Origin of the sequence: Citricoccus sp. NPDC079358 (genome assembly GCF_040702545.1) — a bacterium.
GTDB lineage: Bacteria > Actinomycetota > Actinomycetes > Actinomycetales > Micrococcaceae > Citricoccus.
In genome coordinates, this window is sequence record NZ_JBFBLI010000010.1 from 46,304 (window position 1) to 61,385 (window position 15,082).

Consider the following 15,082-nt stretch of genomic DNA (forward strand, 5'->3'; position numbering starts at 1 on the left):
GCTCAGAGCGCCCGGAGTACCGTGACGACCTTGCCCATGACCGTCGCCTCGTCGCCGAGGATGGGCTCATACGCAGAGTTCTGTGGCAGCAGCCAGGTGTGGCCGTCTCGCTGCCGGAAGGTCTTCACCGTGGCCTCGTCGTCGAGCAGGGCGGCGACGATGTCCCCGTTCAGTGCGTTGTTCTGCTGGCGCACGACCACCCAGTCGCCGTCGCAGATGGCGGCATCGACCATGGAATCCCCGGAGACCTTCAGCATGAACAGCTCGCCTTCGCCAGTCAGCTGGCGCGGCAGGGTCATGACGTCCTCGACCTGCTGATCGGCGAGGATCGGCCCACCGGCGGCAATCCTGCCCACCAGCGGAACCGGTACGGCATCACCCTCGGCGGCCCCGGTGTGCAGGGTCCTCACCGTCCCCACCGGCGTGGCGGTCGAATCGGGGGCCGCGGCAGCCGACTCCGTCGAAAGAGCTCGGCCGTTCTCGTCCAGCAGGACCTCCATGGCACGCGGGCGGCCCGGATCCTTGCGGAGGTAGCCCAGTTTCTCGAGTTGACCCAGCTGATGGGTGACCGAGGAGAGGGATGCCAGGCCGGCGGCATCCCCGATCTCCCGCATGGACGGCGGGTAGCCGTGCGCGGCAATAGCCGAACGGATGGATCCGAGGATGATCCGCTGACGATCGGTGAGGGGCCGGACGCTGGGAACGCGGTGCGGGTCCGGGGCGGGAGTGGAAATCCGGGGGGCCATTCGACCATCCGTTCTTATCGTGTCCGTCGGTCTTGGTGAGGTGTCTCGTGCTGGGTCGCTGGCTTTGACGATACCGGAGTCACAGCCTCGATTCAAAGATATGTTCGAAGTTTTCTTGGCATGTTTCGAACAGGCGTGCTAGACATGACGTCGAAGCAGTCGAACACACGTTCTAGACGGCCCGGGGATCCGGGAGGAGAGGCAGAAGAGCATGAGCACTGCAGCATCGGTCCAGACCCGCACGACCGGCTCCGCCGGATTCCACCTGAACCGCCGTGGTCGTTTCCTCTTCGTGGGGTTCCCCGTCATCCTCCTGTCAGTCCTGGCCGCCGCGGCCGCTGTCTTCTTCGGCGCCCACGGGGTGGCCCCGGCGTCCGCGTCGGCCGACGAGTCGGCGGCAGCCGTGGAGACCCTCACGGTGAACTACGGCGACACCCTGTGGGCCATCGCCGGGCGCACCGCCCCGGAATCGCCCCGTCATGAAGCCATCCTGCGCATCGGCGAACTGAATGACCTCGACGGTGGTGAGCTACAGCCCGGCCAGGTGTTGTTCGTGCCCGCCGGGGCCTGAGCCCCGGCTGGACCTGGCTGCGGCGCCGAGGATTCGATACCCTCCGACCGGCCGGTAGGATGGCCTCGGTCCGTGGTGGGGCGGATCCATTGCTGATGACGGGGCACGCATGGGGAACAAGCGCAAGCAGATGAAGTCTGTGGCGACCCCGGTGGCCTTTTCCGCCATCGGTGCGCTGGTGGCCACCGGCGCCTTGCTCTATCCCGGCTTCGACACCGCTGACCTCGAACTGCATGATGCAGGCATCTGGGTCACCCACAACAGCGGGGGATACGTCGGCCACCTGAACCACGAGTCCGCCATCCTGGACGGTGGTTTCCGGCCCCCGATGGAGGGCGTCGAGCTCCATCAGGAGGATGTCACCGCCCTCATGCTGGATCCGGCATCCGGTGCCCTGACGTCCATTGACACGACTGCGATGGCCGCCGGTGATCAGGTCATGCTGCCGGCCACCCAGGACTTCGCGCTCGGGGCGGGCATCATCTCCGCCAGCAACCCCGCGGAAGGGGCCGTATACGCCGGGACGGTGGACCCGACGCCCCAGATCTCCGGGGACGAGCCACTCTACGAGGCTGAGGGGACCGTGACGTCGACGACGACGGTGGGCGGTGAGGTGTTCGTGGCCGACCTCGGTCAGGCCACCGTGATCCGCTTCGGGCGTGAGGATGAGTCGTCCGGGGCCCTGGTGGAGACCGGCCGGGACCGCGTCGACGGCCTGTCCGGCATGCAGGAACCGCAGTTGGTGGCCGTGGGTGACGTTCCCGTGGTGGTGGATTCCTCCTCCGGCACCCTGTCCTGGCCCGGTCACGTCGTGGAGGATGAGCGACTGGTGGGTGCGGTGCCGCAGCCGTCCGGTCCAGAGGCAGACCAACTGGCCTTGTCCACGGAGCGGGAACTGCTCACCGTGGGACTGTCCAGCGGTGAGATCCGGTCCCTGAGCATCGTCCCGCCCACGGACCCCTCCGCCGGATCGACCACGGCCGCCGGTGCCGCGGGCAGTGTGGCGGCGACGGCGCCCGTCCGGGTCGCCGGGTGCCTGCATGCCGCCTCGGCCGTCACCGGACACTACCTGCAGGACTGTGAGGGTGAAGAGCAGGATCAGGTGGTGCCCGTCCCGGACCTGCAGGCCGGCGCGGAGCTGGTCTTCCGGGTGAACCGTGATGCCGTCGTCCTCAATGACACGACGTCCGGGACCAACTGGATGGTCCTGGATCAGATGAAGGTCGTCGCCAATTGGGACGACCTCGAGCCGCCCCAGGGTGAGGGCGAGGAGACGGAAGAGGAATCCGACGAGGTCACCCAGGAGACCGCCCTGCCGGAACGGCAGGAGGAGAACAGGCCGCCGGTGGCAGAGGATGACAGTTTCGGCGTGCGTGCCGGGCGCACCACATCGTTGCCCGTCCTGTTCAATGACTCCGATCCCGATGGTGACGTCCTGACGGCCTCCCTCGAGGGCGATCAGCCTCCGGTGGGGACGGTGCAGGAGATCATCGACGGTATCGGCATGCAGATCGTCGTCCCCGAATCCGCGAGCGGCCGGGCCGAGGTGACCTATGTGGCCGATGACGGGCGTGGCGGCACGGACACGGCACAGGTGTCCCTGCGGGTGGTGCCGGACAGTGAGAACCGGGGGCCCACGCAGGAACGCAAGGCGGTGCTGCGCGTGCCAGCTGGGGAATCGGTGACGAGCCAGGTCCTGACCGACTGGATCGACCCGGACGGCGACGACCTCCAGCTCGTGGGCGCCCTCGCCGAGGAGCCGGATACCGTCCGGACCCGTCCGGACGGCCAGCTCACGTTCCAGGACAACACCGGCGAGGCCGGACGCCGTGACCTCCAGGTCTCCGTGTCCGATGGGCGCGAGACCTCCACGGGCACCGTGCAGATCGAGGTCCTCGAACGCGGTTCGATCCATCCGCCGATCACCCAGGCCGACCACGTCACCGTCCAGGCGGGTCAGGAGATCACGTTCTACCCGCTCGAGAACGACACCGACCCCCTCGGGGGCCCACTGCGCCTCGCCCACGTGGCTGCTACCGAGAATGCGGAGATCTGCTACTCGGCTGCGGGAGGTTCGGTGCAGTGGTCCTCGGAGGTCGCTGACACCTACTACGTCGAGTACCTGGCGGCGAACGAGTACGATTCCGCGCCGGGACTGATCCGGGTGGATGTCGTGGAGGGCGAGGAGAGTTCCGGTCTGCCGGTGGCTGTGCGTGACATCGCACTGTTGCCGGCGGGCGGCCAGGCCCTCGTCAATGTCCTCGGCAATGACACCGATCCGACCGGTGGCGTGCTGGTGGTACAGGGGGTCCAGGATGCCACGACCGAGTCCGGGGCACCCGCCCCGTTGAAACTGGCCGTCGAGGACTTCAACCACGTCCGGGTCGTGGACACCGGAGGCCTGACCGGCCCGGCCACGTTCTCCTATTCGGTGTCGAATGCCCAGGGCACCTCCCAGGGCGAGGTCACCGTGGTGCCGCTGCCAGAACCGGAGGTCATGCAACCGCCCATCGCCGTCGCGGATGCGGCGAACGTCCGCGTCGGAGACGTGGTCACGATCGACGTCCTGGCCAATGACACCCACCCCAACCAGGAAGAGCTGACCCTGGTGCCCGAACTCGACCGCCAGGTCGCCGAGGACCTCGGGATCGGTTTCGTGTCCGACGGAAAGGTCCGGTTCCGCGCGGGCAGTGAGCCAGGGCGGGCCACTCTGGCCTACACGGTGCGAGCCCCGGACGGGCAGCAGGCCTCGGCGACCGTGGAAGTCTCCATGGTGCCGATGGATCGCGAGTCCAATAATCCGCCGGTGCCCCTCTCGGTGTCCGCCCGGGTGCTCTCGGGAGAATCTGTGGCGGTGCCGATCCCGTTGGACGGGATCGATCCGGACGGCGACTCCGTGACCTTGGAGGGCGTGCAGTCACCACCCACCCAGGGATCCGTGCGCATGGAGAAGGGCCGGTTGGTCTACACCGCGTCCAGTGCCGCCACGGGTTCCGATGTCTTCACCTACTCCGCCGTGGACCGGCTGGGTGCCCGCGCCACCGGCACCGTGACCGTCGGCATCGCCCAGCCGCTCAGTACGAACAACCCGCCGGTGGCCTTGGACGACTCGGTCGAGGTCCGGCCCGGGCGCACCTTCACCACGAACGTCCTGGCCAACGACGCCGATCCCGACGGCGATCAGGTCACGCTGGTGCAAGATCGATTCGCCCCCAGTCAGCCCGAGGTGCCGGTGGAGATCGTGGATGGACGGGTCCGCGTCGTCACCCCGGAGACCGAGGGTTTCCTCAATATCGGCTACACCATCGCCGACCCGGCCGGTGCCACTGATTCCGCCAACCTCTCCATCAGCGTGGATGAGGAGGCCCCCCTGATGCCGCCCGTCGCCCGCGACGACCTCGTCGGGGTCGAGGAGATCGACGGCCGGGAGCAGATCTCCGTCTCGGTCCTGGACAACGACGAGGATCCGGACGGAGCCGTGGAGGAACTCGAACTCGGCGTGGACGAGGCCGCCCAGACGGCCGGTGCCCGGGTGGAGGGAACCTCTGTGGTCGTCCCCGTGCAACCGGAGGCACAGGTCATCATGTACACGGTGACGGACGTGGACGGCGGGGTGGGCCGAGCCTTCGTCCTGGTGCCGGGCAATGACCATCGTGCGCCGTGGCTGACCACCACCGGACCAGTGCGTGTGGTGGCCGGTGAGGAAGTCCGGGTGGACCTGACCGACCACATCGGCGTCCGCGACGGCCGCACGCCACGGCTGACCGATGACAGCTCGGCGTCCGCCACCCCCGCGTCCGCCGCCTTCACCGTGGGATCGGCCACCGAGGTCCGATTCACCGCCCCGGCCGACTACGCCGGTGGCGCGTCGGTCAACGTGACGGTGACGGATGGCGAGGACGGCTCGGACCCGAATGGGCTGGTGTCCACGCTGTCCATCCCCATCACTGTCGAACCGCGTCCGGACGAGAACAATCCTCCGACGGTGCAGTCCAGCTCGCTGCAAGTCGAGCAGGGTGGCGACCCGGTGACCCTGGACCTCAGCCCGCTGGCCTCGGATCCCGACGGTGACGAGCTGGACTTCTCCCGCGGTCAGGTCAGCGGTGAGTTCGCTGCCGAACTCGAGGGGACCGAGCTGAGGGTGACGCCTTCCTCCAACGCCGACCGGGGCACGACGGGCACCGTGGCGTTCTCGGTGTCCGACGGCGAGGCCGAGCCCGTCACGGCAGAGATCACCGTCGACGTGGTGGGCACCTCGCGGGAGCTCCCGCGCGCCCTCGATGACGAGATCCCGGAGGCCCGGTCCGGCGAAACCGTCGTGGTCAACGTGCTGGAGAACGACATCAACCCGTTCGAGGGTGAGGCGCCGCTGACCGTGACCGCGGCCCAGGTAGTGACGGGCGAGGGTACCGCCGCGACGGACGGCTCCACGGTGACCGTCACCCCTGGGCAGGACTACTCGGGCCGGATGCAGGTGACCTACACGATCCAGGATCTGACGGCCGACCCGACCCGGGAGGTCCAGGGCAACATCACCGTGATCGTCAAGGGCAGGCCGGACGCCCCCGGTGTTCCCCGGATCGAGTCCGTGGACGACCAGACGGTGGAGCTGTCCTGGGCCGCCCCGCCGGACCACGGCGATCCGATCACCGGATACACGGTGACGGACACGACCACGGGTTCCACCCAGCAGTGCTCCTCCACCGCGTGTTCCATCTCCGGCCTGGAGAATGCCGTGGAACACCGCTTCACGGTGACGGCCACCAACGGCGTGGGCGAATCGGACGCCTCGGGTCTCTCGGCGCCCGCGATTCCGGACGTTCGTCCCGAGCAGCCGGCCCCACCCACCGTGGACGCCGGTGACGGTCTCGTCACCGTCCAGTGGACGCCGCCGGTCAACCGTGGTTCGGCCATCACGGACTATCGCGTGCAATTGAGCCCGGCACCGCCCGGTGGCGGCCTGCGCTCGGCCGGTGCCGGGACGTCCTTGAACTGGGACGGCCTCACCAACGGCGTGGACTATCAATTCCGCATCCAGGCTGTGAACCAGGCCGACGAGCCGTCCGAGTGGTCGGGCTGGTCGGTGGCCGCGACGCCGGCCGGCAAGCCCTTCGCCCCCGGGGCCCCGTCGGCGGTCCGGGACACCTCGGCCGTCGACGGCGGCGTGGTCCGGTTGTCCTGGTCCGCCGCGGACGACAACGGCGCTGCCCTCCAGGGGTACACCGTGACGGCACATTCCGGCAGTTCGAGTGTGTCCCGTGACGTGGCCTCGGGAACCACATCGATGGACTGGTCCGGACTGGACCGGTCCACCTCCTATACCTTCTCCGTCGTGGCACGGAACGCCGAAGGATCCTCCCCGCCTTCCGGACGCTCCGCGGCGGTCACCCCCTACGGGCTGCCCGGTGCCGTGAGCGGGCTGACCACCTCACCGACCGGAGCCAACCGCCAACTGGACCTCTCCTTCTCCGGGGCGGCGAGCAACGGCTCACCGGTCTCCTACGAATACTCCCTCGGCAGCGGCTGGTCGTCCCTCGGGACGTCGACGTCCTCGACCATCGACGTGCCGGCCAACGGGTCCACCTACCAACTGAGTGTCCGCGCCACGAACGCCGCCGGCGTCGGTGATTCGCGGACCGTCTCCACGCAGGTGGCCTACGGCCCCTTCACCATGCCCACCCTCCGCGCCACATCCCAGGTCGGCTCCGTGAAGTTCACCTGGAGCCCGACGAACACCACCACCATCGGCAATGGCCGGTCCGTGACCGTCACGCCGAAGATCGATTCCACCACCGTGGAGAACAACGGCTCCTTCACCACGGCGCGGACGCGGGCGGCCACGTCCTCCACGATGACCATCCAGGTCTGCGTCACCGGGACCACCACCTGCAAAACCGTGACCGAGTCGGGGACGTCCCAGGCCATCCCGGATCCCTCCGTCAGCATCTCCCGCGGTGGCAGCGCGGCGAGTTTCGGCCAGTGTCAATCCGGTGAATACACGGACTGCTGGCGGACCGACAAGACCTTCTCCAACTTCGATCCGGGCACCACCATCGAGTACACGTGCACCGCGATCGGCTCGTCCTCCACGGACAAACCCGGGAGAGTCTTCACATTCGGCGATTACTCCGTCACCGTGGACGCGAACGGCAACGCCACGCAGAACAACACGAACTGCATCGCCCATGACGGCCACCGGCAGATCTGGCTGGACCTGACGAGCCACGGCATCGAGTCGAACCGCCTTCAAGCACCCGGTGACTGAGGACTCTGCGCGGGTCTCCGCGCGGGTCTCTGCGCGACATGCGCCGGCCGCTGACCCTGCCGAGGCTTAGGCTGTCTCAGGTGAGCAATTCGGATACCCAGTCCACCCCGGAGGCCCTGGCCGCCCTGCCGCTGCGCGAGAACCTGCGGGGCTTGAGCCCCTATGGCGCCCCGCAGCTGGAGGTGCCCGTCACGTTGAACACCAACGAGAACACGCATCCGGTGCCGGACGAGGTGGTGCGGGCCATCGCCGCGTCGGTGGCCGAGGCCGCCGTGACCTTGAACCGTTACCCGGACCGCGAGTTCACCGAGCTGCGCAAGCGGCTGGCCGAGTACCTGGGCCACGGGCTGTCCGAGACGCAGCTGTGGGCCGCCAACGGCTCCAACGAGATTCTGCAGCAGGTGCTCCAGGCCTTCGGCGGCCCCGGACGCACGGTGATGGGCTTCCCGCCCACCTACTCCATGTACCCGTTGCTGGCCGCGGGGACGGACACCGGTTACCTGGCCGGTGTGCGCGGGGAGAACTTCTCGCTGTCAGCCGCCTCAGCCGCACAGCAGGTGGCGGAGCGCCAGCCGAACGTCGTGTTGCTGTGCTCGCCGAACAATCCCACCGGCACGGCCCTCGGCCTGGAGGTGGTCGAGGCTGTCTACGAGGCCGCCGCGGCACACCAGGGCATGGTCGTCGTGGATGAGGCGTACGCCGAGTTCGCCCTCGCCGGCACCGAATCGGCGCTGTCCTTGTTGCCGGGCCGGCCACGGCTCGTGGTGACGCGCACCATGTCCAAGGCCTTCGCCCTGGCCGGCGCCCGGCTCGGCTACCTGGCCGCCGCACCCGAGGTCACTGACGCGCTGCGCCTGGTGCGACTGCCCTACCACCTCTCCGCGGTGGCCCAGGCGACGGCCAACGCCGCACTGCAGCACTACGGGGTGCTGCTGGAGACCGTCGAGGACATCAAGCGTCAGCGGGACCGGATCGTCGAGGGCCTGCGCGACCTGGGCCTCGATCCGGCCGTCTCGGACTCCAACTTCGTGTTCTTCGGCGGACTCGGGGACGCCCATGCCGTCTGGCAGGGGCTGCTGGACCGCGGCGTGCTGGTGCGCGACGTCGGCATCGCCCACCATCTGCGCGTCACCGCCGGTACCGAGGCCGAGACCACGGCCTTCCTGGAGGCGCTGGGCGAGGTGCTGGCCGGCGCCTGACCAGGGACGGTGCGTAGAGGACACGGCACCTATACTGATGCGGGTGACCGGCTTCGGGCACACGTGACTCGAATCTGACGGGGAGTACGGTGGCGCGCAGGGGCTGGACGTCGATCAAGGCACCGGTGACGTTCTCCGCAGTGGGCGCCGTGGTGGCCACCGGCGCCTTCCTCTATCCCGGCTTCGAGACCGCGGAACTCGATCTGCATGACGGTGGTATCTGGGTCACCTATGACGAGGGAGGCTACGTCGGCCACCTGAATTACGAGTCCACCACTCTGGACGGCGGCCTGAAACCGCCGGTCGACCACTTCGACCTGTATCAGCAGGACGGGACGGTCCTGATGCTGGACCCCGCGTCGGGTGCCCTCACCGGCATCGACCCTTCCGCGATGGCCGTCGGAGACCAGGTCATGATGCCCGCGACCGACGGGTTCGCCCTCGGTGGCGGAGTCATCTCCGCGAGCAATCCGGACGAGGGCACGGTGTTCGCCGGCACGGCGGACCCGTCTCCCCAGATCTCCGGTGAGGAGCCCCTGTTCGAGGGTGAGGGCGCCGTGGCCTCCACCACCACCCTGGAGGGTCAGGTGTTGATCGCGGACCTGCACGAGGGGACGGTGCACCGCTATGAGAAGCCGGACACCGCCGGTGCCGCGTTCGAGGAGACCGACCAGAACGGCGTCGACGGCCTGGGCGAGATGTCCGCGCCGGCCATGACCGCCGTCGGGGACGTGCCCGTGGTGGTGGACTCCACCGCCGGCCGGCTGTCCTGGCCCGGGCACTCGATCCAGGACGACCGCCTCATCGGGGCACTGCCGCAGCCGGCCGGTCCCGCTTCGGACCACCTGGCCCTGTCCACCGGCCGCAGCCTGCTCTCCGTAGATCTGGGCAGTGGCGAGGTGACCTCGCTGCCGCTGACCGATCCGGCGGATACGGGGGCCGGCTCGGCGCAGCCCGGCGGAAGCACCGGCACCGGAGGCGTCACGGCGCCGGTACAGGTCAACGGCTGCACTCACGCTGCCTCGGCGCAGACCGGCCAGTACTTACGTGATTGTGACGGTGAGGCGCAGGACGAGATCGTCCCCATCCCCGAGTTCCAGGCGGGATCCGAGCTGGTGTTCCGGGTGAACCGGGACCGGGTGGTGCTCAATGACACGGGTGCCGGAACCGCCTGGATGGTCCTGGAGCAGATGAAGGTGGTCTCCAACTGGGACGACCTGGAACCACCGAAGGGTGAGGGCTCCGAAGAGGACGAGGAATCGGACGAGGTCACACAGCAGACCGTCCTTCCGGACCGGCAGGACGAGAACCGGCCGCCCGTGGCCACGGACGACTCCTTCGGCGTCCGGGCCGGCCGGACCACGCAGCTGCCGGTGTTGTTCAACGACTCGGACCCTGACGGCGACGTCCTGACGGCCAGGCTGGACGGTGACCAGCCCGGCGTCGGAACGGTGCAGCGCATCCTGGATGGCGTGGGGATGCAGATCGTGGTCCTGGAGTCCGCCAGCGGCTCGGAGGCGATCACCTACATCGCCGACGACGGCCGGCAGGGGACGGATACCGCCCAGGTCAACCTGCGCGTGGTGCCGGATTCGGAGAACAGTGCCCCGACGCAGGAACGGGTGCCGGTGTTGCGCGTGCCGGCCGGTGAGTCCGTGACCGCCCAGGTGTTGACCGACTGGCTGGATCCGGATGGCGATGACCTGCAGCTCACCGGTGCCGCAGCCGATGACCCGGACTCGGTCCGGACCCGTCCGGACGGTCAGCTGACCTTCCAGGACAACACGGGGGACCCCGGCACCCGCGAGATCCAGGTGACCGTCTCCGATGGGCGTGAGACCACCACCGGGACCGCCCAGATCGAGGTGCTGGAACGGGGCGGCATCCAACCCCCGGTCACCCAGGCCGACCATGTCACGGTCCAGGCCGGACAGGACGGCACCCTGCAACCGCTGGAGAATGACGAGGACCCGCTCGGCGGCCAGCTGCGCCTGGCTTACGTGAGCACGCTGCCGGAACTGGAGGTCTCCTACAGCACCACGGCGGGGACCGTGCAGATCGCCGGGGCCGCCCCGGGCACCTACTACCTCGAATACGTGGCCGCCAACGAGTTCGATTCCGCACCGGGGCTGATCCGCGTAGACGTGTTACCCGAGGGGGAGGACGGCGGCTTGCCGGTGGCCGTCCGGGACACTGCGCTGCTGCCCGCCGGCGGGGACGTGCTGGTCAACGTGCTCGGCAATGACACCGATCCGGCCGGAGGCCTGCTGGTCGTCCAGGGGGTCGAGGGCCTCAGCGGTGCCGAAGGCGATGCCTCACCCATCACGGTGGTGGTCGAGGACTTCAACCACGTCCGGGTGGTGGACAGTGGCGGACTGAGCGGGCCCATCACGTTCACGTACCGGGTGGCCAACGCCCGGGGCACGTCCACGGGGGAGGTGACCGTGGTTCCCCTGCCGTCCCCGGAGGTCCTCCAGCCTCCCGTGGCCACGGCGGACTCGGCGACGGTGCGGGCGGGGGACATCGTCACCGTAGACGTGCTGGCGAACGATTCGCATCCCAACCATGGCGACCTCACGCTGGAACCGGACCTGGTGGAGGAACCGGGCGAGGGGAGGGGACAGGCCTTCGTCTCCGGTGGCATGCTGCGGTACCGGGCCGGCAACGAGGCCGGCCGAGTCAACGTCTCCTATGAGGTCGGCGGTCCCGATGGCCAGAAAGCCTCTGCCCCGGTGGAGTTCACCGTGACGCCCATGGACCGCGCCGCGAACAATCCGCCCGTGCCACCGTCGGTCCAAGCCCGGGTCCTGACCGGCAACGCCGTGACCGTGCCGGTCAACCTCAACGGCACCGACCCGGACGGAGATTCGGTGACCCTGGTGGGCGTGCAGTCCCCGCCGACCCAGGGGTCGGTGCGGATGGAGGAGGGGAGACTCATCTACACGGCGACCGAGTCCGCTGCGGGCACGGACACGTTCACCTATCAGGTCGTCGACCGGCTGGGGGCCATCGCCACCGGCACCGTGTCGGTGGGCATCGCCCAGCCCCCGACCGTGAACCACCCTCCCGTGGCCCTGGGCGATTCCGTGCAGGTCCGGCCGGGCCGCACCTTCACCACCAATGTGCTGGTCAACGACGCCGACCCGGATGGGGACCCGGTCGCCCTGGTCGAGGGCGGGTTCCAGTCCTCGGTGCCGGACACGGCCGTGGAGATCGTCGACGGCCTGGTGCGGGTCACCGCCCCGGACCAGGCCGGACACCTGAACCTGCAGTACACGATCGCGGATCCGGCCGGCGCCACGGACACCGGCAACCTGTCCATCGGGATCGACCCCGATGCGCCGCTCATGCCGCCGATCGCCCGCGATGATGCGGTCGGTGTGGAGCAGATCGCCGATCAGCAGCAGGTGGCCGTCCCCGTGCTGACCAACGACGAGGACCCGGACGGCGACGTCGGGGACCTGGAGATCTCCCTCGATCCCGCCGCAGAGGCCGCGGGGGCCAGGGTCCAGGCGAACGAGGTGGTGGTGCCCGTCGCCCAGGACGCCCAGACCCTGATGTACACGGTCACCGACGTGGACGGCGGCACCGGCCACGCCTTCATCCTGATTCCCGGCCAGGATGCCCGGGCTCCCTGGCTGACCTTCGAGAAGCCCCTGAAGGTGATGGCCGGGGACCCGCTCCGGGTGGACCTGACGGACCACATCGGGGTTCGGGACGGTCGCACTCCGCAGTTGACCGGTGATGACGCCGCGGCCGCCGCACCGGCGTCCGCCCGCCTTGACATCGACTCGGCCACCGAGGTCACCTTCACGTCGGATCCCGGATATGCGGGCAGCGCCTCAATCAACGTGTCCGTCACGGACGGCGAAGGCGGCGGCGACCCCAACGGTCTGGTCTCCACGCTCTCCCTCCCGATCTCCGTGGTGCCCCGCCCGGACCAGAACAACCCGCCCACGGTCCAGTCCAGCTCCCTGGAGGTGGAACAGGGCGGAGACCCGGCCACCCTGGACCTGGCCCCGCTGGCCCGTGATCCCGACGGCGACGACCTCACCCTCGCGCTCGGCACAGTCTCCGGCGAGATCGCCGCCGAGTTGACCGGCACGGTCTTGACCGTGACTCCCTCCTCGAACGCCGAGCGAGGAACGTCCGGTTCCGTCGGGTTCACGGTGTCCGATGGTGAAACGGATCCGGTCCCGGCGGAGATCTCCGTGCAGGTCGTGGGGACCTCCCGGCCGGCGCCGCTGGCGCTGGACGACGAGGTGCCGGACGGGCGGGCGGGCGAGCCCGTCACCGTCGACGTGCTGGCCAATGACGTGAACCCCTTCGCCGACGAGGGGCCGCTGACCGTGATCTCCGCGACGGTGACCACGGGCTCGGGCACCGCCGCGACGGACGGCACCACCGTCACCATCACCCCGGACGCGGACTACTCCGGGCGGATGCAGGTCACCTATGGCATCGAGGACATCACCGGGGACTCCGCCCGCCAGGCACAGGGCACGGTCACCGTGGTGGTCAAGGGAGCCCCGGGCGCTCCCGGTGTCCCGCGCATAGAGGGTGTGGAGGACAGCGAGGTCTCGTTGTCCTGGGCCGCGCCCCCGGACAACGGGGCACCCATCACCGGCTACACCGTGACCGATACGACGACGGGTGTCACCCAAGCGTGCGCGGCCACGGCGTGCACCATCACGGGACTGACCAACGCAGTGGAGCATCGGTTCTCGGTGACCGCCACCAACGAGGTGGGGGAGTCGGAAGCCTCCGGACCTTCGGCCCCCGCCGTCCCCGATGTGCGCCCGGAGATGCCCGCTGCGCCCGCCCCCGTAGCCGGCGACGGCGCGGTGGACCTGACCTGGACGGTGCCGGAGAACCGCGGCTCGGCGATCACCTCCTACCGGGTGCAGGTCTCACCGGCGCTCAGTGGGTCCGCGACCCGCAGCACCGGAGCCGGGACGTCCCTGCGCTGGGACGGCCTGGGCAACGGGGTGCCCTACCGGTTCCGGCTCCAGGCGGTCAATCAGGCCGAGGAGCCCTCCGAGTGGTCCGCGTGGTCCACCGATGCCGTCCCGGCTGGCAAGCCGTTCGCCCCGGGCACCCCCTCGGCAGTCAAGGACGAGTCCGTGGTGCACGGCGGCGTGGTGCGGGTGGCCTGGTCGGCGGCTGATGACAACGGTGCGGCCCTTGAGGGATACACCGTGCGGGCCCATGCCGGCGGTTCGGTGGTCGGGACCAAGCCGGTCGGACCCGGAACCACGTCCCTGGACTGGTCCGGGCTAGACAAGTCCACGGCGTACTCCTTCTCCGTGGTGGCTACAAACGGGGAAGGCGACTCGCCGGCGTCGGGCCAATCGGCATCCGTGACGCCGTTCGGGCGGCCTGGACCGATCTCCGGACTGACGACCTCGGCCACCGGGGCCGACCGGAAACTGGATATCTCCTTCTCTGGGGCGGCGAGCAACGGTTCGCCGGTGAGCTATGAGTACTCCCTCGGCAGCGGCTGGTCCAGCCTTGGTACCGCGACCTCGAGCACCGTCACCGTCCCGGCCAACGGGTCCAGCTATTCCCTGACGGTCCGGGCGAAGAACGCCGCCGGGGTGGGTACCTCCCAGAAGGTCTCCACCGCCACGGCTTACGGGCCGCTCAAGCCGCCGGAGATCATGCCTGTGGTTGCTGAAGGTCTCGTCCAGTTCCACTGGGGAACCGACACGAACACGGCCGGCAACGGCCGTAACGCCACCATGAGCGCCACGGTCAACGGCAGCCGGGTGCAGAACAGCGGCCGGTACGCCTCCGAGTGGGTCCGCGAATCCACCCGATACACCCTCAAGGTGACCGTCTGCGCGGACGGGGACTGCGCCTCCTCGGAGAGCACCGTCTCCTCCATCACAGTCCCTCCGCCGAGCATTCAGTTCTCCCTCGGCGCACCCTTCGGGGACCCGGAGGCCTGCGGAGCGGGTTCGGCCTACAAGAACTGCCACTACACCAAGGTGAATGCCAGCGGTTTCGAGCCGAACCAGTACGTCTCGGGCGGTACCTGCTACGGGATCCGGTCGGACAATGGACAGGTCGGCACGTGGGAACAGGGGAACGTCGATTTCACCGTGGACGGCCAGGGGAAGTTGATCGACGGCAATGTGGGCTGCTGGCCCCACGACCTGTACCGCGAGACGTGGATCGAAATCGCCGGACTCGAGTCCAACCACATCCGTGGTCCCTGGTAGGAAGGCGGACCCCGTAGGCGCAGTTGTTCCCGAAACGCCATGAACGGATCAGCGCTCCACGGCGTCCTAGACTGGTG

At 69.0% G+C, this 15,082-nt stretch carries 5 protein-coding genes; 4 read left to right on the plus strand and 1 reads right to left on the minus strand.

The window, feature by feature from the left end:
• Nucleotides 1-2: 2 nt before the first annotated feature.
• Nucleotides 3-746, minus strand: a complete 744-nt coding sequence (lexA, locus tag AB0333_RS12590; protein ID WP_366219007.1) for a transcriptional repressor LexA — start codon at nt 744-746, stop codon at nt 3-5.
• A 211-nt stretch (nt 747-957) separates the two neighbouring features.
• Between lexA and AB0333_RS12595 the strand changes: the two genes are divergently transcribed.
• From AB0333_RS12595 to AB0333_RS12610, 4 genes are all read left to right on the plus strand, one after another.
• Nucleotides 958-1,317, plus strand: a complete 360-nt coding sequence (locus AB0333_RS12595; protein WP_366219008.1) for a LysM peptidoglycan-binding domain-containing protein — start codon at nt 958-960, stop codon at nt 1,315-1,317.
• A 109-nt stretch (nt 1,318-1,426) separates the two neighbouring features.
• The gene (locus AB0333_RS12600; protein ID WP_366219009.1) at nt 1,427-7,582 is read left to right on the plus strand and encodes an Ig-like domain-containing protein; all 6,156 of its coding nucleotides are present in this window, start codon (nt 1,427-1,429) and stop codon (nt 7,580-7,582) included.
• A gap of 80 nt (nt 7,583-7,662) precedes the next feature.
• The gene (locus tag AB0333_RS12605; protein WP_366219010.1) at nt 7,663-8,781 is read left to right on the plus strand and encodes a histidinol-phosphate transaminase; all 1,119 of its coding nucleotides are present in this window, start codon (nt 7,663-7,665) and stop codon (nt 8,779-8,781) included.
• A 125-nt stretch (nt 8,782-8,906) separates the two neighbouring features.
• Complete coding sequence (locus AB0333_RS12610) at nt 8,907-15,005, plus strand: Ig-like domain-containing protein (RefSeq protein ID WP_366219011.1); 6,099 nt, start codon at nt 8,907-8,909, stop codon at nt 15,003-15,005.
• The last annotated feature ends 77 nt before the right edge of the window (nt 15,006-15,082 follow it).